Raw genomic sequence first — 23,130 nt, 5'->3', positions numbered from 1 at the left:
AGGGAGAAGCGATTGAAAGCAGAATTGCAGCAAGCGCCGGCAGCAGTCAGACGAAAGTCCATTACGGCTTCGCCTTCCTTCGTCTACGTGCTCGTTTCGCCACTCTTTTTGATTTTGCTGGCGTATGTCATTTATCCGCTGTTTGAAACGTTCGTCGCCAGCATCAAGGTCGACGAGGCTATCACCTGGAAAAACTATGCGCGCTTCTTCAGTCTCGAGCATACGGCCAACCTGGAGGCGCTGTGGACCAGCATCTACATCTCCGTCCTGAGCGTCATCACGTGCGGGATCGTTGGCGTGGCGATGGCGTTCCTGCTGGAGCGCTACGAATTCCCGGGGCGGAAAATCCTGTCGGTCCTCGCACTCGTGCCCATGGCCTTGCCGCCGCTGATCGGAGTGCTGTCCTTTACGTTTTTGTACGGGGAGAGCGGCATTTTCCCGCGCGCCCTCAAGGAGCTGCTGGGACTGGCCCAGGTGCCCTTTTCACTCAAAGGAATCTGGGGAGTCGTGGTCGTTCACACGTTTACGATGTACACCTACTTTTTCATGACGGCGACTGCCGCTATCAAGGGGCTGGATCCTTCGCTGGAGGAGGCAGCGGCGAGTCTTGGAGCCAATCGCTTTACGATCTGGCGCCGAATCATTTTGCCGATGCTGACCCCGGCGATGGTGGCGTCGTCCCTGCTTGTATTCATGATCGCCATGGCGTCGTACACCGCGCCGCTGATCTTCGGCATCGACCGGACCATGACCATGCAGATCTATCTGTCCCGCACGAATGGCGACCTCGACATGGCGGCGACGCAATCGACGATTCTCTCGATTGTCTCGGTCCTGTTTCTCCTGATCATGCGCTGGTATCAGGGCGCACGCAACTACCAGAACCTGAGCAAGGGCGTCAGCGTGCACCGCACGGAGATCAAGAGCAAGGCCGGGCGTTACATCGCGATGGTTCTGTCGTTTGTCGGCATCGTCATCCTGATGCTGCCGATTCTCGTGCTGGTCCTCATCTCGTTCTCGGTGGACGGGACCTGGACCGTGCAAATCCTGCCTCCGCAGTACACGCTGGATCACTACCTCGACCTGTTCACGGACAGCAAGACGTGGCGGCCAATCGCCAACAGCTTGCAGCTCTCCGCGATCGCGTCGGTGGGGATCGTCCTGTTCGGCGTGGCGGCGGCGTATGCGATGGTTCGCCTCAAATTCCGCGGCAAGACGCTGTTGGATGTGCTGATCATGCTGCCGTGGGCGTTGCCCGGAACGGTCGTAGCGGTAAACCTGATCGCCGCTTTCAGCACACCGACCGTCTTCAGCTTTGGACAGGTACTGATCGGGACGTTCTGGATTATCCCGCTCGCCTACTTCGTTCGGCATTTGCCGCTCGTATTTCGTTCCACATCCGCCACACTGATGCAGATGGACCCGTCCGTCGAGGAAGCGGCGCGCAATCTGGGAGCATCGTGGTGGTACAGCTTCCGCCGGGTGGTCTTTCCGATGGCATTGGGCGGCATTCTGGCTGGTACGCTTTTGGCTTTTGTCCAGTGCATCGGGGAGTTCGTCGCCTCGATCCTGATCTTTACGCCGCGGACGACGCCGCTCTCGGTGGCGGTTTTCCAGAAGATGTACAATTTCGAGTTTGGAACCGCGTGCGCCTATGGTGTCCTGCAGATTCTGGTCATCATCATCGTGCTGTTCATCTCCAGAAAACTGACCGGCGACGGAGCAGGAACCGCCGTGTAGCCACGCATTTCGGTAAAGGAGGAGCCTTTTCGTGGGGAGCAGTGACGCAATCAGCAGGCAGGAGGGCGGCGGGCAGACGAAAGTGCCGGTCCCTCCAATCCCTGTGTCTACCCGGACTTTGCACGGCGAGCATGGGCTGATCGATCTGTGGACGGCGATCAAGCCGCTGGCCACCATCGCGAGCGCCATGAATACCGGGGCACACCCGGATGACGAGCACAGCGCGATGCTCGCTTATTTGGCGCTGGGACGAGGCGTGTACACGTCCAGCATTATCGCGACAAGAGGGGAAGGCGGACAGAACGAGATCGGCTGCGAGCAGGGCAGCGCGCTCGGCATCATTCGGACGAGGGAGCTGGAGGAGGCGTCGATCATGAGCAATGTGACGCTCGGCATCCTGAGCGAGGAGCTCGACGACCCGATCCATGACTTCGGCTTTTCCAAATGCGCGCAAGAGACGTTTCGCAAATGGGGAGAAGAGATCGTCTACGAGCGGCTCATCCGCAAAATCAGGGAGCTGCGTCCGGATGTCGTCGTGGCGGCCTTTGAAAACGAGCCGACCACGCACGGGCATCATCGGGCGATCACCCTGCTGACCCAGCGGGCATTTCACGATGCCGCCAATCCCGAGATTTTCCCGCAGCATGCCGACCGGGGACTATTGCCCTGGCAGATCAAAAAGCTGTACGTGCCTGTCATGGACAACGAGGATTACCACGTAGCCGTACCCGTGGGGGAATACGATCAGACGTACGGGGCTTCCTATGTGCAGCTCGGCGAACGCTCGCGCTTCATGCACAAGTCGCAGGGGATGGGAGTCCACTACGATGAAGGACCTACCTACAACTACTACCGGCTGGACGCGACCGTGGTGCCCGCGCAGGAAAAGGAGCGCGATTTCTTCAGCGGACTGCCGTACAGCTTTGCCGACCTGGCCGAGCAAGTGGCGGCCAAGGGCGGGGCGGAGGTCGCAGAAGCGCTGCACAGGCTGCAGGATGCAGCTGACGATGTGATCTCGGCGTATCCGCGCTTCGCCGAAGTGGCGAGGCGCGTGCACCGGATGAAAGCCTTGCTTCAGTCGGCGCAGCAGGAAGTGGCCATAGCGTCGCTGGACCGGGAGACCAAGGCGGATTTGCTGTACCGCCTGGGCATCAAGGACGCGCAGTTGAACAGAGCGAGCGCGGAGGCTCTCTCTCTGGTGGTGAAAATCAAACCGGAGACAGGCGAATGGGTCGGGGGACAGACGACGACCGTGACGGTTACCGCCTACAACGGCGGAGCGATTGAAGTCGAGCACGTCCAGCTTCGGCTGCGCGTGCCGCGCGGCTGGATCGCCAAGCCGCTGACGCCGACCGCATTCCCCCGCGTCTCCTACAACCAGACGGTCTGCACGGTGTACGAGGTATCTGTCCCCGCCGATGCGGAGCTGTATCATCCGTATATGCCGCCTGTGCTGGAAGTGGAAGTGCAGTATTTCGCCTTCGATACGGCCAGCACGATCCGGGTGGAGCCGGAAGCCCGCGTGGCCGTGCTCCCACCGTACGCGCTGACTCTGACGCCAGCCGACGTGGTGCTCAATACGCTGCACACAAACGAGACGATCCCGGTGCGTCTGACCGTGAAGCAATACCGGTCGGGAACGTCGACAGCCAAAGTCTCCCTGACCGTCCCCGACGGCTGGAAGGTGCAGCCGGATGTCGTCGAGCTGCCATTTTCGTTCCGGGGGGAAACCAAGACGGTCGCTTTTACCGTTCAGACGACCGCAAAGGTGCAAAACGGAAAGTACCAAATTCGCGCCAGCGTAGTGGGAGGGGAAGGAGCTGCCGAATGGGGCCGCGATGTCCAGGTGATCGAATATCCGCATATCGGACGCACGTATCTGATCCGCAGCGCGGAGCTGAACGTCCAGGCATTCGACCTGGCGATTCCGGAAAAGCAGCGGGTCGGCTACGTCTCCAGCGGTTTCGATAAGATCGACCAGTACTTGCGGTCCGTAGGCGTCAATTGCGTGAATATCGACGCAAGCGAGATCCAAAGCGGCGATCTCTCCAGATACGACACGATTGTCCTGGGGATTCGCGCCTATGCGTTTCGGCGGGAATTGATCGACAGCAATCTGCGTCTGCTGCAGTACGTCGAAAACGGAGGCAATCTGGTGGTTCAATACCACAAGCCGGAGGACAAATGGAAGCCGCATCTGGCGCCTTATCCGATCTTCATCGGGGAGTCGCTGATCGACTGGCGGGTGACGAATGAGCAATCGCCGGTGCGGGTGCTGGCACCCGAGCATCCGATCTTCCATGAGCCCAATCGGATTACCGCCGCCGACTGGGACGGCTGGGTGCAGGAGCGGTCGATCTACAATCCTTCCCGCTGGGGCAGCGAGTACACCGAGCTGATCGCGACCAGCGATCCGGGTGAACCGGAGTTTCGCGGGATCTTCCTCACCGCCCGCTACGGAAAAGGCACCTACACATACAGCTCGCTCGCCTGGTTCCGGGAAATTCCTCATTTGGTACCGGGAGCGTTCCGGCTGTTCGTCAACATGATCAGCCAGAAATAGCGTCTTCATGAACTGCGCCATCTTCTTTGGGTCAATCCATGGCGACAGCAGGAAATACTAGCCGTAGATGCCGTGATTGATATAGACATCAATCCAAGTAGGGAATGGAGGAAGGTTCATTGAGAAAGGGGAAACTAGCCAAGCTGTACACTCTCACCACTGCAGCAGCGCTCGCCTGCAGCCTGATTCTGCCGGCGGCGCCACAGACTGCCCACGCCGACCGGGGTGTCGTCGATCTGTGGAAAGCGATCAAGCCGCTGACCACGATCGCCAGCGCCATGAATACCGGTGCCCACCCAGACGACGAGCACAGCGCCATGCTCGCGTACTTGTCGCTGGGAAGAGGCGTGGATACGTCCAGCATCATTGCCAACCGCGGAGAAGGGGGCCAAAACGAGATCGGCAGCGAGCTGGGCAACGCGCTCGGGATCATCCGGACGCGCGAATTGCAGGAGGCTTCCAAAATCACGAACATCCATCTGGAGAACCTCAGCGAGAAGATCAACGACCCTATTTTTGACTTCGGTTTTTCCAAAAGTCCTGACGAGACTCTGGAAAAATGGGGAGAGGACGTAGCGTACGAGCGGCTCATCCGCAAAATCCGCACGCTGCGGCCAGATGTAGTGGTTCCCTCATTTCTCAACGAGCCTTCGACGCACGGGCATCATCGGGCAATCAACGTGATTACGGTTCGGGCGTTCAAAGACGCCGCCGACCCGACCGTGTTTCCCGAACAGCTGAAAGAAGGCCTGACGCCGTGGCAAGTGAAGAAGCTGTATTTGCCTGCTAACGAAAAAGATTACACCGTCAGCGTACCGGTCGGCACGTACGACGAGATCTACGGTGCATCGTACGTGCAGCTGGGAGAAGAATCCCGCTTCATGCACAAGAGCCAGGGGATGGGGCGAGTGTATGACGAGGGGCCGAGCTTCAACTACTACAAGCTCGACCAGGCCGTCGTGCCGATCAAGAAGAAGGAGACGGACTTTTTCGACGGCATCGCCTACACCTTTGCCGACCTGGCGAAAGAGGTAGCCGGACAGTCGGGAGGCGACAAAGTCGCGAGCGATCTGCAAAAGCTGCAAAAGGACGCCGATGAAGTCATCTCCGCCTATCCGCGCTTCGAAGCGGTGGCGAAAGAAGTCCACGAGATGCTGGCAGACGTGGAAAAGTCGGTCCGTGACGTGCAATCTTCCCATCTTCCTGCCGAAGCCAAGACCGACGTGCTGCACCGCCTCGGCGTGAAGCAGGCGCAGTTGAACAAAGCCAGCGCGGAATCGCTGTCGCTCGTGACGAAGGTGAAGCCGGAGACGGGCGAGCTGGTCGCCGGTCAGACGACGAAGGTGACGGTCACGGCGTACAACGGCGGCCAATCCAAGCTGGGCAAGGTGAATCTCAAGCTGAACGTGCCGAGCGGCTGGAAGGCGACACCCCAAGGCCCTGCCAGCTTTGACCAGCTCGGCTACAACCAGACGGTAAAGACGACCTACACCGTTTCGGTGCCGGCTGACGCTCGCCTGTTTGAGCCGTACGCAGCGCCATCGCTCTCGGCGGACATCTCATACAGCTACGCCGGGTCGACGGCGACGAGCCACGCCGTACCGAGCGATGCCGTGGCGGTATTGCCGCCGTTTGCCTTGTCGCTCAGCCCTGGCGCCACCGTCTTGAACACCTTGAAGCCGGGAGATCCGATTCCGGTCAAAGTCACGGTGAAAAACTACAATCCGGGAGCGGCTAAGGCTAGCGTTTCGCTGGACGTGCCGAAAGGGTGGAGCGCGGAGCCGGCAGCGGCGTCGCTTGACTTTGCGGCAAAAGGAGAAACCAAGTCGGTCGCCTTTACAGTCAAAGCGGCATCGTCCGTGAGGCCCGACTCCTACAAGGTGACGGCAGTTGCGACAGGCGGGGGCAAAGAGAGCCGCCACGGAGCGCAGGTCATCCGCTACCCGCACATCGGCACGACCTACTTCATCCAGCCTGCGGAGCTGGCGATCAAGGCTTTTGACCTCCAAGTGCCGGAGGGCCTGAAGGTCGGCTACGTCTCCAGCGGCTTTGACAACATCGATCAGTACTTGCAGCAGCTGGGCGTAAATGTGACGAATCTGACAGCGAAAGACATCGAGTCCGGCGATTTGAGCCAGTACGACACGATCGTCCTCGGCATTCGCGCGTACGGTTTCCGTCCCGAACTGATCCCGAGCAATGCGCGCTTGCTCAAATACGTGGAAAACGGCGGCAATCTGGTGGTCCAATACCACAAGCCGGAAGACAAGTGGAAGCCGGAACTGGCTCCGTACCCGATCAAGATCGGGGAGCCGCTGATCCAGTGGCGGGTCACGGATGAGAATTCCAAAGTGACGATGCTCGCACCCGACCATCCGATCTTCAACACACCAAACAAGATCACGGAGCAGGACTGGAGCAACTGGATTCAGGATCGCTCCGCCTACAACCCCGCACAGTGGGGCAAGGAGTACACCGAGCTGATTTCCAACGGCGATCCCGGGGAGGACGAATTTACCGGCACATTCCTGACCGCCAAGTACGGAAAGGGAACGTACACGTACAGCTCCCTGGTCTGGTACCGTGAAATTCCGGCCCTGGTGCCCGGCGCGATCCGGCTGTTTGTAAACATGGTCAGCCTGCATCAATGACGAAGAGGAAGTAGCCGCTTATCGTCATTCGAAATGAAACCAAAGCACGGGTTCTTTAACACGAGCCCGAAACGAATCGAAGGCACGGGTTCTTTCCGCGAAAGGGAGAGGGGCGCAGGTACCAAGCCTCTTTCCCTCGGGAAGAGCCGCAAGTCTTATCGCAGTAACAGCAGTAGCAAAAGAACCGGCAGGGAAGGAGATGCAAGTCAGATGGATTACAGAGAACGCATTTTTCAGCAGGAGGGAGAGCGCTTCCCGGGAAAAACGTATGTCGAGGCGGTGCTTGCCCCTGCTTTTCACGAAGCGAAGCATCATCTCCTCGAGCCGATGATGGCCATCAACAAGGCGCATCTGATCATGCTGCGCGAACAGGAGCTGCTCACGGAGGAGGAAGCCAAGGCGATCGCCCGCGCGCTCGTCGGCATCGAGATGGAAGAGCTGCGCCGCTCCGCTTATACCGGGCAGTTTGAGGATTTGTTCTTTCAGGTAGAGAGCCGTCTGTTGGAGCTTGCCCCCGATGTGGCGGGCAATCTGCATCTGGCGCGCAGCCGCAACGACATGGGCATCGCCATTTACCGGATGGTGCTGCGCGACAAACTGCTCGTGACATTGGAATCAGCCCTCTATCTGAAAGAGCATTTGCTCCTCTTTGCACAAGAGCACGCGGAGACGGTGATGATCGGGTATACCCATACGCAGCAGGCGCAACCTACGACGATGGCTCACTACATCATGGCGGCATGCGACCTCCTCAGCCGCGACATCCAGCGGCTGATCAGCGCCTACCGGACGTGCAACCGCAGTCCGATGGGGGCGGCGGCGCTGACGACTTCAGGCTTCTCTATCAGCCGGGAGCGGATGCGGCAGCTGCTCGGCTTTGACGAGTTGGTGGAGAATTCGTACGATGCCGTCTGCGGAGCGGACTATCTGGGCGAGGCAGCGACTGCCGTGCAGCTGGCGGCCATCAACCTGGGACGTACCGTGCAAGACATGCTTCTCTGGTGCACGCAGGAATTTGCCGCGCTGAAGGTGGCGAGCCCGTACGTGCAAATCAGCTCGATCATGCCGCAAAAGCGCAACCCGGTTTCCTTCGAGCACATGCGCTCGCTGCTGTCCAGCAGCGCGGGAAATGCGGCGGCGGTCCTGACGATGATGCACAACACGCCGTTTGGCGACATCGTGGACACGGAGGACGACATGCAGCCGTACGTGTGGAAGAGCTTGTCCGTGCTAGAGCAGATGTACCGGCTGATGGCGTGCGTCGTCGGGACGATGGAAGTGAACAAGGAAGGACTGCTGGAGCGGGCGAAAGGAAGCTTTGCTACGGTGACGGAGCTGGCGGATACGATCGTGCGCACGGACCGGCTGTCGTTCCGCAATTCCCATCACATCGTGAGCCGCGTCGTCAAGGAAGCGATGGCTGCCGGACTGCGGGCCGATCAGATCGATCTCGGGCTGGTAAACAAGGCGGCCCGGGAAGTCATCGGCAGGGAGCTGGCATTGACAGCGGAGGAGCTGCGTCTCGCGCTGGATCCGGTGCATTTCGTCCGCATCCGCAAGCTGCCCGGAGGACCAAATGCCGAGGAGATCACTCGCATGATCGAGAAGCGCACCACGTCCCTGCAAGAGCAGACAGCGAAGCTGAAAGCGGAGAAAACGGCCCGTGAGCAGATGTGGAAGCAGCTGGATACTATCGTAGCCGAATGGAGTGTGGGGTAATGGCGGCTGTGCGGATTCCTCTCCTGGCAGTGGACGGAGGGGGCACCAAGTGCTTGGCCGTGCTGGTGGACCGATCCGGGCAGGAAGTCGGCACAGGGCGTTCCGGCTCGTGCAATTATCAAGGGATCGGGGAGGAAGCGGCATCTCGGGAGCTGCTGCAAGCGATTCTGCAAGCACAGCAGGATGCTCTCGCCCGCGGAGCGCTCGCACTGCCCCAGGGACATTCGCAGGCGGAGGAGCTGGAGTGGGAGGTCGAGTGCGCCGTCTTCGGAATCGCCGGACTGGACACGGAGCACGATCGCGAGGTCATCACAGGGTTCGTTCATCACGTCCTCGCGCAGCTGCGCATCCGCGTCCGTCATTTGATCATTGAAAACGACGGCTTTGCCGCCCTGCTCGGCGCTACCGGAGGAAAGCCAGGCATTCTGGTGATCGCGGGCACCGGCTCCATCGCATTTGGGGTAAACGAGGCGCAGGAAACGGCCCGGGCAGGCGGTTGGGGCCACCGGGTGGGTGACGAGGGCAGCGGGTACTGGATCGGGAAGCGGGCAATCACGGCCGTGCTGAAAGCGGCAGACAGCCGGGGCGAGCCAACCGTACTGACTGACCTGCTGCTGCCGTATCTCGGCCTTGCCCGCGTGGATGAGCTGTTCAATTGGACGTACGGTCCGCTCTATTCCGTCGACAAGGTAGGCGAGCTGTCGGTGCTGGTGAGTGAAGCGGCGGATCGGGGCGATGCAGTAGCGACGGAAATCCTGCAGGCTGCGGGGGAGGAGCTGTTTTTTGCTGCCCGCGCGGTAATTGATCGACTGGGGCTGAAGAACAAACCGTTCCGGATGATTTTGCAGGGAGGCGTCCTGCAGAACGACGGCCGGGTGCGCGCGATCGTCGAACAGCGAGTTCGCGGCTTTGCTGCACAGGTGGTTAGCGAAAACGCCCAGAACGACCCGATTTACGGCGTGATCGCAAAAGGGCTGGCATATTTGGAGAGCCAAGCGGATTAGGGAGGGACTCTCCTGCCTGAAAACGAAACCACATCCTCTCGCCCCCGTATAAGATGGAAAGAGGGAGGAGGGATTTTGTGGCGAGTATGCTCCAGTGGCTGTTTTCCAGAAAGAAGAGCCTGATTTACACGGCTTTCGGAAGCGAGAACTACTTCCGTGTGGTGTACAAACTGCAAGCCGCAGGCGTGTCGTTTCGGACCCGGACACCCACTCTTCACCGACAGCACACAAACGGTTTTCCCTTCTTGCCGCGCACAGACAATATCCAATATGACATCTACGTCGCCAAGGAGGACGAATACAAAGCCCAAATGGCCATACACGGGAAGCCGGTTTGAATAGAACCGAATGGGTAACCAAACACAACGGATCGCTGCCGGCATCTGTTGTGTTTCTTTCTGTTTCCGAATATCGAGCACATTTTTGCCCTTTGGAGAATAAAAAAGGAAAATCCGAGACCTGAAACCGAAGTTTTTTTCGTTTCCAAAAAGAAAGCGGTAAAGCAAAGAACTCGAAGGACACCCATTATTTGGTGGTCGGAAACTGAATCCGCAGATCCCGCCGACAGAAGGGCAGGCCTTGATATCTGTGGGTTTTCCAGAGGGCTGGGGAATGTTTCTCATTTGTAACCGGCACAGGATATCATGAAGGAAAGTTGTCGTATTTTTGAATAGCATATAATAGCAAATATTTTATTCTACCCATAATAGTGTTACACTATATATCAGGTTATTATTCATCCCGGAAAAGGTGTGTGACTGGGTCGCACCCTGGCTTTGTTATGGGCCGGCTGGAGCGCCTCCATCTTTTCTTCAAATATCAGGCGAGGTAGGACGGTAAAAATGAGTAGCAAACAAACCAAAACAGACGTTATCTTAATTGGTGCCGGAATCATGAGCGCGACTTTGGGAACATTGCTGAAAGAATTGGTACCGGACTGGAAGATTACTGTGTTTGAGAAGCTCGCAAGCGCAGGAGAGGAAAGCTCGAACGAATGGAACAACGCGGGAACGGGGCACTCCGCACTGTGCGAGCTGAATTACACTGTCGAAAAACCGGACGGATCCATTGATATCAGCAAAGCAGTCAAAATCAATGAACAGTTCCAGGAATCCAGACAGTTTTGGTCTTATCTGGTAAACAGCAACCTGATCCGGAATCCAGAGGACTTTATCAGACCATTGCCTCATTTGAGTTTAGTGCAGGGTGAAAAAAATGTAGAGTTTTTGAAAAAGCGTTTTGAAGCGCTGTCAAACAATCCTCTGTTCCACGGGATGGAATTCTCCGAAGACCCGCGCAAGCTGGCGGAATGGATTCCGTTGATCATGAACGGCCGCAACGACAATGAACCGATCGCGGCAACGAAGATCGACACGGGAACCGATGTGAACTTCGGCGCGTTGACACGCATGCTGTTCGACCACTTGCAGCGCAAAAACGTCGAGATCAACTACAACCATCAGGTGGACGACATCAAACGCACAAGCGACGGCTCGTGGGACTTGAAAGTGCGAAACGTCCAGAGTGGCTTGGTCGAACACCACCAAGCAAAATTCGTCTTTATCGGCGGCGGTGGAGGAAGTCTGCCCTTGCTGCAAAAATCCGGCATTCCTGAAGGAAAACATATTGGAGGATTCCCGGTAAGCGGCCTGTTCATGGTGTGCAAGAATCCGGAAGTAGTAGCTCAGCATCACGCAAAAGTTTACGGAAAAGCAAAGGTCGGGGCTCCTCCAATGTCTGTTCCGCATCTTGACACCAGATATATCGATGGTAAAAAATCGTTGCTCTTTGGACCATTCGCCGGCTTCTCGCCCAAGTTTTTAAAGACCGGCTCCATGTTTGACTTGCTCGGTTCCGTAAAACCGGACAACGTCCTGACGATGCTGGCAGCAGGCGCAAAGAACGTTCCATTGACCAAGTACCTGATCCAGCAAGTGATGTTGTCGAAAGAACAGCGCATGGAAGAGCTGCGTGAGTTTATCCCGAACGCCAAGAGCGAGGATTGGGATATAGTAGTAGCTGGACAACGCGTGCAAGTCATCAAGGATACGGCTGCAGGCGGCAAAGGAACGCTGCAATTCGGTACAGAAGTGATCTGTGCCGCGGATGGCTCGATCTCTGCATTGCTCGGGGCTTCTCCGGGGGCTTCTACCGCCGTTTCCGTCATGCTTGACTTGCTGTCGAGATGCTTCCCGCAACAAATCCAGGAGTGGGAGCCGAAAATCAAGGAAATGATTCCTTCTTACGGCGTGTCGCTCGTGAAAAACCCAGAGCTGATCCGTGAGATCGATGTACAAACTTCGCGGGCGCTTGGTCTGAGCAGTGAGCTGGCTCTTGTTTAGCTGACCGTAAAAAAGAAGAGAAAGAAAGGAAGCGGTTTTTGTCCCTGATACTCAAAGGGTTCGAGGCCGCTTCCTTTTGCATGCCATTTTTGCAGTTGGCGAAGCCAGCGTCATCGTCCTTCAATTTTTTGTGCAGGATCCGTTTCTCCTTTTCGTCTTGAGATTGATGACAGGGATTGCTCTCGGAGGAGATTATTCTGTGGGGACTACGCTGCTGGTGGAGTTTGTCCCCAAGAAATACAAAGGGGCATTGATTTCCTCCTTAAGCGTCGTTTGGACGGTTGGTTACGTGGTTTCCATTCTGGTCGGGACATTCCTTGGCAAGCTTCGGTGCAGATGCGTGGAGGTGGATGCTGGTCAGTACCGCGATCCCAGCAGTAATCGTCCTTTTGCTGCGACAGGGTACTCCGGAGTCCCCGCGATGGCTCATTCAAAAAGGGAGGAGAGAAGAAGCATGGACCATCTTTAGGGCATTGTTCTTCGTCTGCCTGGTCATTCCATACTTTGCGATCTCCACATTTCATCTGCCCGTAACATTTTGCGGCTCCCGATCGTCTCATTTATACCATTTCATTGAGGGAAATTTGAATGATGGAAAGCAAACGAAAAGGGCAGCCGGATACGGAACCGGAAATCATGCTGGTGGTCTGAGGACTGGCGGATCGGTAAGTTCCTCCTGCAACCCGGAACAAAAACATAATGCCGCGCGAACCAGCGAAATGGTTTCCGAATCCGATGCAGGAAGCCAAGCATCCTTGGATTCGTTAGATCACCATAAATAAAGAAGGAGCGGCCTAACCCCATTCAGTTGAATGGAAACCGTTGTTTAGGAAGAAAGCGCGTGGAGCAATGTGCTGAATTCTCAGCCACGCCAACAACGTTTGCACTTCAGTAAATTTTGACAAATCAAGTGTAAGAGTGGTAGATTCTATTTATACGAATACTTTCATGTGGGCGGGCCTATGAGAAAAAAATTGCAAATTTACATATCGTCTACTTTCAGCGACCTTATTGAGGAAAGACATACCGCTGTCGAAGCCGTACTTCAAGCCGGTCATATCCCTGCTGGAATCGAGCAGTTTTTCAAGGAAAGTCCAATGAAAATCAGGAAGAGATGGATCGACGAGTCCGATGTATATATCCTGATTCTCGGAGGATTCTATGGTTTAACGCTTCCCGACGAATCCAAGAGCTATACGCATTGGGAATACGAGTATGCCGGAGAAGCGGGCAAACCCAGATTTGCTTTTGTTGTCACCGATGAAGCATTGAGACAAAAGCCATACGATTTCACAGCAATTGAACACTATCAGAAGTTTCAAGAGTTTAAGCAATCGGTGATGGAACAAGTCCCTATCTATTATGTTGAAGATGTACGGCACATTAAAATGGTACTTCGCGATCAACTGCCGGTGTATGCAGCAAGAGATGATTTGTCTGGCTGGGTTTCCGGCAAGGATGTCCCGGACGTTCAAAAGCTGTTGGAAGAGAATGCAAGATTGAAGGCGGAGTTGGCGAAAAAGGAATGAAAGAGGGGCTGGCACAACCAGCCTCTTTTTTCCGTCTTCCTTCGATTCTCCTTTCACGACAAAGAGCGTCAAGTGGCGGGACACCGGTATGGGATGAAAGAAAGCGATGCGATAGAGGTGAGACAAGCCCGAGATCGAGGACCGAATCGCTTCGGGCAAGAAAAAAAGCATGCGTAGCAGCATGCTTTTTTTCTTATTTGGCAAGCAACCGGGGAATGAAGAAAAGCGGATAAAGCAGGAGATACAGATTCGGTAGCCACCAGGAAAGGTCAAAATCCAGTCGGATCGCCCAGAAAGCAATCGCCTGAAGGCCGGAGCAGAAGGTGAGGATCAGAGAAATGAGCGCCATCTGTTTCCACGCCCCGTTCTGCTTTCCGTACAAATACAAACTGAACAAGCCAGTGAGCGAGATCAAGATGTCAAGCGGCAGGAAGGACCAGTTCCAAGCGCTGAGAATCGGGTTTTCGTAGTCTTTGAACAAATACGGTGCCGGTATGAGATGCAGCAAGGTCACCAGCCAGTACACGATGAACCCGATATCGGTCATCAAGAAAAACACGCGAAGTACTCCCAACGAAGATCGCCCTCCCATTATGATCCTTTGGTAATACGAAGGAGGAGGGGATTCGTTTCACACACTGGGAGTCATGAGCGATAGGGAATGGGGCGTCCATCGGCTGGACGCCCTTTTTGTCAGATCTGCGTGCTGCATGAATCCGGATGCTTGCCAACAACTCTCCAACCATTTGCGGATAACTGGAAAAGGTATCTGACCACCTTGCCATCGGTATCTTCAATCGCAACCAATAAACCGTCAGGCCTGGGCAATATCTGGAGGATTTCGCTATCTGGGACAAGGCTGTTGGCGAAAGGGGTCAAGATCGGGACCAGCATATTTTCCAGCCACAGTCTCTCGCGGTACCAACGCGGGGCGGGAATGGGCGGAGGATATCCGGTGAGAGGTGCCCCGATTTCCATTGCCAGCTGGCCGGGATTGTTTGAGAGTGTGCGTTTGGTGCCGATGGCTGCAACGAAACGAAGGCAAAATTCAATGGTAGTCATCACTTCATCGTAGTGCAACGTGCCGTTTGCATAACGAATTTCCACTGTTTTGTGGTCAAACCACGCGGCAAGATTGATGCCGCAGCGATGGGACTGGGGACGCCCTCTGCGCAGAAGAGCTGCTTCCCCTGGGGCCGAAATAAATCGATCCCGCATCTCCGGTGTGACAGGGGGGCAGTATACCAGCCGATCCTCACTCGTTTGCAACAAGTATTTCACGGAATCTTGATGCAGCAAGGCAGCCTCGATAAAATCGGGAATCGCCTCTTCTCCCCAAAACTCCAACCCAACGTGGACATGAAGTCCGCAATTCCAGTTTGCCCTGGCCCCTGTTGCAAGGAGCCTTCGCAACATTTCGCGGATTTGTGCCCGATCCTTCCACTGAATGGGGGGAGTTTGCAGCTCGCCGCCGGATTCTTCCCCGGTATCATCCATTTGCCGTTCATCGAAAGCCATCGTCCAGCCGGGCAATAGCTCCACACTCTCGGGTTTACCACCAACAAATTCTATCTCGATTCCAAAACGAAGGTCTTTCCAATCCATTAGTAAAGGCTTCATGATTCGCCGTCCTCCCCAGTGCTTAGATGGTCATCGAAACCAGATGTCTGGACGGGGAGCAGGCGGAGCTCGGGATTAACGGGGGATTTTTTCTCTTGGCAAGGCGGATCCCTCCTGATCAAGTTTTGCAATATGTGGAAATTATAAGCGAAAGGCAAAACCAATGCCACTCCGGAACTTTCTTTTTCCACTTAGCTATATCGCTTTTCTGCGTTCACGGTGAGTTGAAACACATCTTTTCGACTGTAATGGCCGACGACATCGAAATCAAAATGACCACGGGTGATGTCGTCCAAATCCAACGTCGCATACAGAATCTCTTCTTTTCCGAAAACGGGCTCCACCAAAAACTGCCCCAGCGGATTGACGATGCAGCTTCCTCCGCGCGTGATTTCGTCAGGCATGTTTCGCATTTCCTCTGTTTCCAGCAAATCCTCTTCATACATCTCCTTCGTGCAATACTGATTGCAGGACAAAACAAAGCAACGGCCCTCTACGGCAATATGACGCATGGAAGCAAACCAGGTGTCCCGCGAATCGGCGGTAGGCGCAATATAGATCTGGACCCCTTTTTCGTACAGGGCAGCGCGGGCCAGAGGCATGTAGTTTTCCCAGCAAATCAATGAACCGATTTTGCCATAGGGCGTTTCAAAAACAGGGAGGGTGCTGCCGTCCCCTTCCCCCCAAATGAGACGTTCGCTGCCTGTCGGTTTGAGTTTTCGGTGTTTTCCCAACAGGCTGCCATCGGGGCCGAAGAACAACGCAGTGCAATAGAGAGTGCCCCCGCTCGTTTCCCGGTCGCGCTCAATGACGCCGATGACTGCGTAGGCACCTGCTTTTTTTACGGCTTCCCCGAGCTGGTCTGTCTCCGGTCCGGGTATAGGGATGGCATTTTTGGCGTAACGTAAAAAATCATTGCGCCCGCTGTCCGATCGGTTTCCCACTACAGCGCCAAAGCTCATCCCGCGTGGATATGCCGGTATGAACGCCTCGGGAAAAACGATCAGGTTAGCCCCTTGTTCCCCGGCCTCTTGGATCAGCTTGACGGCCTTGTCGATACATTTCGCTTTATTCATAACAATGGAGCCTGCCTGAACGACTGCCACCTTGCATGTTGTCATCCGAAATCTCCTCCTTTTTCTAAAATGGTAGGAGAAATCGTCTGTCTTGTGAAATATAGGATCAGCATAGTCATTATGCCAAACATGTATAATGGGGAATTTGGATGAATCTACGAGACTTCGAAGTTTTTAAAACGATCGTGGAAAGTGGAAGCTTTTCGAAGGCAAGCGAGCGGCTTTATATCGCGCAGCCGTCCTTGTCAAAAACGATTCAAAGGATGGAGAAATCGCTTGGCGTCACTCTTTTTGAGCGCTCGAACCGAATTAATCGTTTGACCGAAGAAGGTCGGATTGTCTATGAGAAGGCGATCGCCGTGCTCCAGCAGATGAAAGAGCTGCAATACCAGCTGCAAGACAGCAACGAACACGTGCAAGGACACGTAAAAGTCGGGCTGCCACAAATCATAGGGACCTTTTTCTTTCCGAAAGTGGCGAAAGCTTTATCCAAGAAGCACCCGGGGGTCTCGCTGGAAATCGTCGAGGAAGGGGGACTTGGAGTAGAGCGGCTGGTGGAAAAGGGGGAAGTCGATGTCGCTTTTGTCGTGATTCCCGCGAGAAGCAAGGAGCTGGAAGAACGGCTGATCTTTGAAGCGCCGTTTGTCGCCTGCTTGCCGAGCGAGCACTTTCTGAAAGACGAACGTCAGATTGCGCTGGCGCAGCTTGCACAGGAGGACTGGATCCTGTTCGATCCCACGTTTGCCTTGCGTCAAGTGGTCCTTGAAAGCTGCCGCAGGGAGCGGTTCGTACCGAATATCGCCTATAGCACGACCCAGTGGGATCTGCTGCTGGCGTTGGTTCGCGAAGGGCTGGGAGTGGCGATTGTTCCCCGTCCGCTGATCGAAATGGGAGGACAGGGTCTCATCGTAAAAGAGATCGGCAGTCAGTACATCCCCTGGAAAATCGGTGTCGTCGTGAAGAAAAACGCTTATCAGGCGCAAGCGTTGCTGGCTTTTTTGAAGATGGTGACGGATGTGTACGAATGAATAGCAAAATGCCGGTCGAGAAAAGTCACAGCGGAGCAAGACTGGCCAGCGGGTCTGTCGACTGGTTGGTTTGGATGGAGAATGGAGGAAGCTACGGGATAAGCACTTGAAAATAGGCAGCTGCAGTCTGGAACTTCTTTCGCGAGTCCCTGGCTGACGCTGCCTTTTTGATTCCGGAACAGATGTGAACCGAAAGAATGAGGAAAGAGGAGAACCGAACAGCCCCCTCCGTGTGTCTTACTAGTAGAGAATCCAAACAGGATGTGAAGCCAATGAGAGAATCAAGCAATCCATGCGACGAAGAGCTTGCCTGCGGCGGAGATGTGGAAGCTTTTGCGAGGCTGGTCAAGACACACAAGCAGAGCATGTACCGGGTCGCCCGTTCTATTTTGCGGTCCGAAAACGAATGCCTGGATGCTGCACAGGAAGCCATCTGGAAAGCGTACCACTCCCTGTCTTCCTTGCGTGAGCCTCGGCTGTTCAAGTCGTGGCTGATGCGAATCCTCGTCAACGAATGCCACCGTCTGGCCCGCAAAACAAGCAAGCTGGTACTGTTGGACGATTGGCAGGAGCAAGTGTCGCCGTACCGCTTCGAAGAGAATGTCGAACTGCAAGAAGCCGTTCAGTGTTTGGAGGAAGAACTGAGACTCTGCATCGTTCTTTACTATTTGGAAGATATGGCGATTAAAGAGATGGCAATCGTACTCGGTTTACCGGAAGGGACGATCAAATCAAGGTTGAGCCGGGCGAGGAAAAAGTTGGCCGCCTATTTCGCCCCGGAGTCTGCAGAACGGAGGACAGGTCATGAATGAATCGCAGATGGATAAAGAGCTCCGCCAATTTGCCAAGAATGCGATTGTGGATGTTCCGGCTCGATTTTCCGCCGGAATCGATCACGTGTTGGACTCGCTACCCCCTCAGCCAATGCGAAAGAATCGATCCACGCGAAAAAATTACTGGCTGATGCCAGTCGCTTGTCTCTTTTTGGGAGTGTTCCTGTTGATCGGCACGGGCTTTGTTTCGCCGACCATGGCCCACATGCTGAGGAATTTGCCTTTTGTGGGCTCGATTATCGGATTTATCGGGGATTCGGGGATCAGGGAAGCGAATCAGCAAGGGCTGGCTACAAGACTGGAGCAAATGGCGACGGACCAAGGAATAACGGTAGCCCTCAAGGAAGCGTATTACGATCGCCTCAACCTCTCCGTCGGCTTTACCGTTACGTTCCCGCCGAACGAAACAAGGTACCCGCATATCGAAAAAGTAAGTTACAGCCTGGGGGGGCAGACGATCACCAGGACCTTTACGGAAGAACAGGCCAAGAACAGCTACTTGCTGCATTGGCGCCACGCAGAAGGAAACACGTACTACGGAACCTTCCAGCCGTTTTTTACGGAACCATTGCCGGAAGAACTTCCGCTGAAATTGAAGCTGGAGAAAATGGGAGGCGTAGAGGGGGAATGGCAGTTTGACATTCCGCTTTCCCGAAAGCCTGCAGACGAGTTTACGAAGGTGACAGAGCCAAAGGTCTCGGGTCAATCCGGAGACTACACGATCTCGGTCAAACAAGTGATCCGAGCCCCTAGTGCTACGAGAATCGTTTTTGGGGTACAGGCGGAAAAGGACTCCTTATCGTTGACCGAGGACGACAAGGTGAACCAGATCATGATGCTTTCAAATGACATTCGCGTCTTTGATTCAAAAGGCGTTCCGCTCTCCAGCATTACGGACGAAAAGGGAAACAGAGGAGGGGGCATCATCGGCGTTACCCAGTTCTCGAAGGACTTTCACCCCATCTCGCCTGAATCTCGCTCGATCACGATCGTAGTGGACCGGCAATTGCGCTTCGAAATCCCCCTCGACTGACTCTAAACCCGGCAAGCGGAGCGTTCCCGTCCTAGGCGGGCCGATGGCGATTTGTATATAATGGATGGGAACAAGCTCATTTTTGGAAAAGGGAGAAGGAGGAAGACATGACGATACAGGAAGCACTGAAAAATAGAAGAGCGGTACGCAATTACCTTCCGCGTGAGGTCGAGACGGAAAAGATCAAGGCACTGCTCGATTGTGCTGTACTCGCACCGAATGACCGGCTGCGTCAGCCTTGGCATTTTTACGTCATCCGGGGAGAAGCAAAGGCGCGCTACGAAGAGATCGCCCGGGAGTTTTTAGCGGAGCGCTTTCCCACCAAGCCCCATCTGGTTCAGGAATCGCTGGCCGTCCTGGAAAAGACGCCGCTCGTCATCGTAGCGACGGCCGACATCATCCCGGGGGACGAAGCGTCGTCGGAAGATAACGAATATGCGGTATGCTGCGCCATTCACTCAATGTGGCTGGCTGCGGGCGAGCTGGGCCTGGGCATGGTATGGCGCACACGGGGGATCGGCCTGGTGCGGGACGAACGGCTGCTGCAGTTCCTCGGTTCGCCGGAGAACCAAAAAGTGGTCGGTACCTTGTTCATCGGCTATCCGGAGGCGGATGTCCCGCCGACAGCACGGGCTTCCGCAGACAGCAAGACCACCTGGCTGTAAGAAGGTATCAGCATACGACCCCCTTTCCATTCCTGGTGAGGGGGATATTTATGGAAAGACAAGCGTCTGCCTGTGATTTTCAAGATGACGCCGCACGCGTAGCCAACCGGGTTGGATCGACCGACTGTTGGAGCAGAGAGGATACGAAGCGCATTCACCTGCGAGCGTACAGACGGTTCGCCTTGGCAGAGATCGAACTGCCCGTACCCGCAAGTCCGGATCGAGGAAAGGTGCACGGATGAATGGATCGACGCTTTTTGCAGGCTTTCCGGGAAGGATGAGCAAGAAAAGAAGACGATGTCGCAAACGCTGCGTAACATCATCCCATCCTCCTGTTACGGAGCGCTGTATTGCGACGGGGAGGTGGTCGCTTGCGAGTACATCGGCCTATTCGATATTGTGACGGGACCATCGCAGCGCAGGCGGGGATTCGCCGGGTAGCTGGTGCAAAGTCTTTTGCGGTGGGGGACGGAGCGCGGTGCCAAGCATTCCTGTTTGCAAGTCATGCAGGACAACGCACCTGCGCTCCGACTGTATGAAAAACTGGGGTACAAGGAAGTTTATTCGTACTGGTACCGGATCCGGCCTATGTCCACCTGATGTCTTCCGGCGAGTAGACAGGGAGCCGGATCGGCAAGGCTGCTGCTTCGGTGCCAGCTGCAACGAGGCGCAGCTGCGTGGACAGCGGATTTCGCGCATACAGTCCCGCGTCGAATTGCAGCCCGGTCTCTTTGGCGATCGTCTCGAGCGGCACCTGGTAGGTCACCAGCCGCCTGTACTCGCATTGGTCTCTGGATCGCTCGGGGCTTTGCCGGATGAGGAACGAGACGGACGCGACCTGATCCTGTTTGTCGAGATACAAGGCAGTTTTCCAAAAGCCGAATGGCACCCGGACCCCGCAGCCGGCTTCGCCATGCACCCCGCAGTATTCCTCATCGTCGTCCTTGTGGATCGGACCGGTGAGGATGATCAGCCGCGGTGCTGTGTTCCACTTTTGCAAGACCCAATCCTCCAGGCAGTTCCAGACTCCCGTGTTGAACTCGTGGTGCTGCAGGGCGATATTGGCGTAGCAAAACGAGTCGTAATTGGCATCTTGGGCTTCCCGCCGATCTCCCCAGCAAATGTCTCTTCTGCGGGTGAGATGGCCTCGGTCGTAATCGTTGTCTGCGTAATATTCAGGTCCGACCTGGTTCTCCACGCCGATCCGTTCGTCGAAATGCCACGCCGAGTTGTTGCGCGGGATATCGACAGCCCGACTGACGTCCACACAGGCTGCGGAAAAAACGGCGAAGCGGGTGCGGCGATTCATGACGATGGAAAAATGCGTGAAGTCGAATACGTGCCCGTTGTCCAGTGCTTCCTGACTGATGCGCCCCTGCAGCGTTGGCAGCGGGATGGGATGCTTTTCACTGAGAAAAAAAGGATCGTAGCCCATCATGAGTCCTCTCCTCCTTCGGAAAATAGCCTGTCTCCACGCGCGAATCCTATTTAGAATATTCAGTTGTAGTTGCATTATACTAGAAGGGCAAAGCCGGGCCTAATGCCGGACGTACTATACGTCATGAGGTAAAAAAGCCCATACGCGAAGAAGAGAGGCAAGATGAAAATTGCCAGCGGACATGCCTGGCGAAGCAAACGATCGGCAGCGTGGCAAACCTGCAGTCCGACGTGGCGGCGCAATTCCAGTCGTTGAATCAGTACGCTTTCGACTGGCTGCAAAACGCCCGTGAAAAATACGTCGTGAAAGGTCTTCGGCAAAGTCTTCGAGAAGTACATCCACAACTGAACAAACGGCTGAAAGAGCCCCTTCCGCAAGCAAACGCATATAGGGTTGCGGAGGGGCTCTTTTTTATTTCTTTTGAATGACCGTCGTCCCCAGTATGGGGCCCGGTTGATCAAGAGAGGGCTATTGCTGGCAAGCCTTTCATGTATAGCCTCCATACAAACGTGCTTATGGTAAAATAGGTATGAATTTCCACTCTTTTCAAAAACAGGGGTGATCGTCTTGAAAGCATGGCTGTTTTCTTTAGCGGGTGCCTTGCTATTGGCGACCGTCGGCTACGGCGGCTATTTGGTGGGAGCCGGCAATCAAGCCGTACTGGATGCAAAGGAAATCGCACAGGGGCGTAAAGCCGTGGCGGATTTGTCGGCTGAAGTCGAGCGGCTGAACAGGCAGGTCGGCGCGCTGCCCAAGGCGGTGGCGACCGAGAAGCAGGATATGCCGCCTGCCTTGAAAGATCAGGATCATCTTCGGAAGATGTTCAACGCAACGGATGATAAAGGCGTCGGCGGTATCGAGTTCGATCTCGAAGGACAACCTGGCAGCCATGATTACAAGGCGGTTGTGGAGGCATTTGTGGAAACACGGCTCCAAAAAGAAATGCGCAGCATGATCACGGTCAGCCGTTCCGTCAATCCGCGCGTCGTGCTGGTCACGACGGCAGACGGCGCCGCTCTTGAGATTTCCATGAAAAAATGGAACAACCGCGGACAGATTTGGAGCGTAACGGGGTATAACGAGCTGCATCCGCAGGGAGAACCGGCACCAGACGGACGCTATCGTGTTTTGCAGGTGGCGGATGCTCCCGCCGACGTTCAGGAATGGGCGGGCAAATGGGAGGCCAAATCGGTGTGGGTGAAAGAAAGCTTGCCGAGGGGAGAAAAAACGTACCTCCTCCTAAAGTCAACGGACAGCCCTACCGATTCCGTCGAAGTGGAGGAGATTCGGTTTGGAGCGGAGGAGCTGTTCGTCACGTACCAGACGTTTGAGTACGGGGAGACTGCAGACCCTGCGCTGATCAACGACCGGCTGCTGATCGAGGTGGACCACAACGCAGCGCAAGGCGTGACCTTTCACGAATCGTATCATGTTGGAGAATAGGGCCGTCGCCCGGCAATGAAATAACCGCCTCCTAAAAGGAGACGGTATTCATCGAGCCCGTTAGTTTTAGGGTGTTACCGATAATCACGTGCGACGCATCTACCTCCGAAATGAAGTTAGAAGCTACAACTGTGAACGGTTTCCCTTACTCACCTGGGTGTCGTGTAAATCATCCATGGCACATCGCCTCCTGAAAGACTAAAGCCTGTTTGAAACACACACCACCGGGCTCGATGATAGTAGTATGGCTCCCTTCGCAATTCTTATGCGAGTTTTCTTGCGCCATCGAAAGCGCCAATACCAAGCAGCAGCATGCCGTTGGCGGAGGAAAAGGGTCTGTTGCTTTCAACAAAAGCGCCAAGAGCAACCAGAAGGCAAAGGGGAAGAAAAAAAGGAGCATCCGGAAACACGCAAACGCGAAAACCAGGAGACAGGGGATGCGGAAG

23 protein-coding genes are annotated in these 23,130 nt (G+C 55.3%); 19 read left to right on the top strand and 4 right to left on the bottom strand.

The annotated features are described in order from the left end of the window. Positions 1-12 precede the first annotated feature (12 nt). From RGB73_RS23250 to RGB73_RS23205, 10 genes are all read left to right on the top strand, one after another. Positions 13-1,740, top strand: coding sequence for an ABC transporter permease (locus RGB73_RS23250; RefSeq protein ID WP_310765127.1), 1,728 nt, complete (start codon positions 13-15; stop codon positions 1,738-1,740). A gap of 49 nt (positions 1,741-1,789) precedes the next feature. Next, positions 1,790-4,303 carry an NEW3 domain-containing protein gene (locus tag RGB73_RS23245; RefSeq protein WP_396136233.1) on the top strand — a complete coding sequence of 838 codons (2,514 nt, stop codon included), beginning with the start codon at positions 1,790-1,792 and terminating at the stop codon, positions 4,301-4,303. Between the two features lie 119 nt (positions 4,304-4,422). After that, complete coding sequence (locus RGB73_RS23240) at positions 4,423-6,954, top strand: NEW3 domain-containing protein (protein ID WP_310765125.1); 2,532 nt, start codon at positions 4,423-4,425, stop codon at positions 6,952-6,954. A 210-nt stretch (positions 6,955-7,164) separates the two neighbouring features. Further along, entirely contained in the window at positions 7,165-8,673 is a 1,509-nt protein-coding gene (argH, locus tag RGB73_RS23235; RefSeq protein ID WP_310765124.1) for an argininosuccinate lyase, read from the top strand. Beyond that, the gene (locus RGB73_RS23230; protein WP_310765123.1) at positions 8,673-9,677 is read left to right on the top strand and encodes an N-acetylglucosamine kinase; all 1,005 of its coding nucleotides are present in this window, start codon (positions 8,673-8,675) and stop codon (positions 9,675-9,677) included. Before argH ends, RGB73_RS23230 begins: the two co-directional genes overlap by 1 nt. 86 nt (positions 9,678-9,763) lie before the next feature. Continuing rightward, complete coding sequence (locus RGB73_RS23225) at positions 9,764-10,015, top strand: hypothetical protein (RefSeq protein WP_310774495.1); 252 nt, start codon at positions 9,764-9,766, stop codon at positions 10,013-10,015. Between the two features lie 504 nt (positions 10,016-10,519). Further along, positions 10,520-12,019, top strand: coding sequence for a malate:quinone oxidoreductase (locus RGB73_RS23220; protein ID WP_310765122.1), 1,500 nt, complete (start codon positions 10,520-10,522; stop codon positions 12,017-12,019). Positions 12,020-12,149: 130 nt separating this feature from the next. Beyond that, positions 12,150-12,488, top strand: coding sequence for an MFS transporter (locus tag RGB73_RS23215; protein ID WP_310774494.1), 339 nt, complete (start codon positions 12,150-12,152; stop codon positions 12,486-12,488). Then, a complete protein-coding gene (locus tag RGB73_RS23210) occupies positions 12,370-12,801 on the top strand; it encodes an MFS transporter (RefSeq protein ID WP_310765121.1) in 432 nt (143 codons plus the stop codon). The genes RGB73_RS23215 and RGB73_RS23210 overlap by 119 nt, the downstream gene beginning before the upstream one ends. A 180-nt stretch (positions 12,802-12,981) precedes the next feature. After that, a complete protein-coding gene (locus tag RGB73_RS23205) occupies positions 12,982-13,548 on the top strand; it encodes a DUF4062 domain-containing protein (RefSeq protein WP_310765120.1) in 567 nt (188 codons plus the stop codon). Between the two features lie 193 nt (positions 13,549-13,741). On the opposite strand, the gene RGB73_RS23200 is transcribed toward RGB73_RS23205, so the two are convergent. The 3 genes from RGB73_RS23200 to RGB73_RS23190 form a co-directional block, all read right to left on the bottom strand. Further along, the gene (locus RGB73_RS23200) at positions 13,742-14,122 is read right to left on the bottom strand and encodes a DUF5360 family protein (RefSeq protein WP_310765119.1); all 381 of its coding nucleotides are present in this window, start codon (positions 14,120-14,122) and stop codon (positions 13,742-13,744) included. 119 nt (positions 14,123-14,241) lie between these two features. Next, positions 14,242-15,168, bottom strand: a complete 927-nt coding sequence (locus RGB73_RS23195; RefSeq protein WP_310765117.1) for an amidoligase family protein — start codon at positions 15,166-15,168, stop codon at positions 14,242-14,244. 191 nt (positions 15,169-15,359) lie between these two features. Continuing rightward, positions 15,360-16,289 (bottom strand): carbon-nitrogen hydrolase family protein, encoded by a 930-nt coding sequence (locus tag RGB73_RS23190; RefSeq protein WP_310765116.1) that lies wholly within the window; start codon positions 16,287-16,289, stop codon positions 15,360-15,362. A gap of 104 nt (positions 16,290-16,393) precedes the next feature. Here RGB73_RS23190 and RGB73_RS23185 point away from each other — a divergent pair, with 104 nt between their 5' ends. The 7 genes from RGB73_RS23185 (at position 16,394) to RGB73_RS30670 (ending at position 20,403) form a co-directional block, all read left to right on the top strand. Beyond that, a complete protein-coding gene (locus RGB73_RS23185) occupies positions 16,394-17,272 on the top strand; it encodes a LysR family transcriptional regulator (protein ID WP_310765115.1) in 879 nt (292 codons plus the stop codon). Positions 17,273-17,544: 272 nt separating this feature from the next. Next, positions 17,545-18,084, top strand: a complete 540-nt coding sequence (locus RGB73_RS23180; RefSeq protein ID WP_310765114.1) for a sigma-70 family RNA polymerase sigma factor — start codon at positions 17,545-17,547, stop codon at positions 18,082-18,084. Continuing rightward, positions 18,077-19,138 (top strand): DUF4179 domain-containing protein, encoded by a 1,062-nt coding sequence (locus RGB73_RS23175; RefSeq protein WP_310765113.1) that lies wholly within the window; start codon positions 18,077-18,079, stop codon positions 19,136-19,138. The genes RGB73_RS23180 and RGB73_RS23175 overlap by 8 nt, the downstream gene beginning before the upstream one ends. A 107-nt stretch (positions 19,139-19,245) precedes the next feature. Next, positions 19,246-19,803 carry a nitroreductase family protein gene (locus RGB73_RS23170; protein WP_310765112.1) on the top strand — a complete coding sequence of 186 codons (558 nt, stop codon included), beginning with the start codon at positions 19,246-19,248 and terminating at the stop codon, positions 19,801-19,803. Between the two features lie 50 nt (positions 19,804-19,853). After that, positions 19,854-20,045: a hypothetical protein gene (locus tag RGB73_RS23165; protein ID WP_310765111.1), complete on the top strand. Its 192-nt coding sequence runs from the start codon at positions 19,854-19,856 to the stop codon at positions 20,043-20,045. Positions 20,046-20,100: 55 nt separating this feature from the next. Then, entirely contained in the window at positions 20,101-20,244 is a 144-nt protein-coding gene (locus RGB73_RS23160) for a hypothetical protein (RefSeq protein WP_310765110.1), read from the top strand. 3 nt (positions 20,245-20,247) lie between these two features. Further along, complete coding sequence (locus tag RGB73_RS30670) at positions 20,248-20,403, top strand: GNAT family N-acetyltransferase (RefSeq protein WP_396136130.1); 156 nt, start codon at positions 20,248-20,250, stop codon at positions 20,401-20,403. On the opposite strand, the gene RGB73_RS23155 is transcribed toward RGB73_RS30670, so the two are convergent. After that, positions 20,390-21,241 carry a DNA/RNA non-specific endonuclease gene (locus tag RGB73_RS23155; RefSeq protein WP_310765109.1) on the bottom strand — a complete coding sequence of 284 codons (852 nt, stop codon included), beginning with the start codon at positions 21,239-21,241 and terminating at the stop codon, positions 20,390-20,392. The two genes, RGB73_RS30670 and RGB73_RS23155, sit on opposite strands and share 14 nt — an antisense overlap. Positions 21,242-21,450: 209 nt before the next feature. Between RGB73_RS23155 and RGB73_RS30665 the strand changes: the two genes are divergently transcribed. Together RGB73_RS30665 and RGB73_RS23150 are read left to right on the top strand one after the other, a co-directional pair. After that, a complete protein-coding gene (locus RGB73_RS30665; protein ID WP_396136129.1) occupies positions 21,451-21,669 on the top strand; it encodes a YvbH-like oligomerization domain-containing protein in 219 nt (72 codons plus the stop codon). A 139-nt stretch (positions 21,670-21,808) separates the two neighbouring features. Continuing rightward, the gene (locus RGB73_RS23150) at positions 21,809-22,684 is read left to right on the top strand and encodes a hypothetical protein (RefSeq protein WP_310765108.1); all 876 of its coding nucleotides are present in this window, start codon (positions 21,809-21,811) and stop codon (positions 22,682-22,684) included. The last annotated feature ends 446 nt before the right edge of the window (positions 22,685-23,130 follow it).

Source organism: Brevibacillus brevis (genome assembly GCF_031583145.1).
Taxonomy (GTDB): domain Bacteria; phylum Bacillota; class Bacilli; order Brevibacillales; family Brevibacillaceae; genus Brevibacillus; species Brevibacillus brevis_E.
Note: the sequence above shows the minus strand (reverse complement) of the source record. Positions and strands in the feature narration are given on the sequence as shown.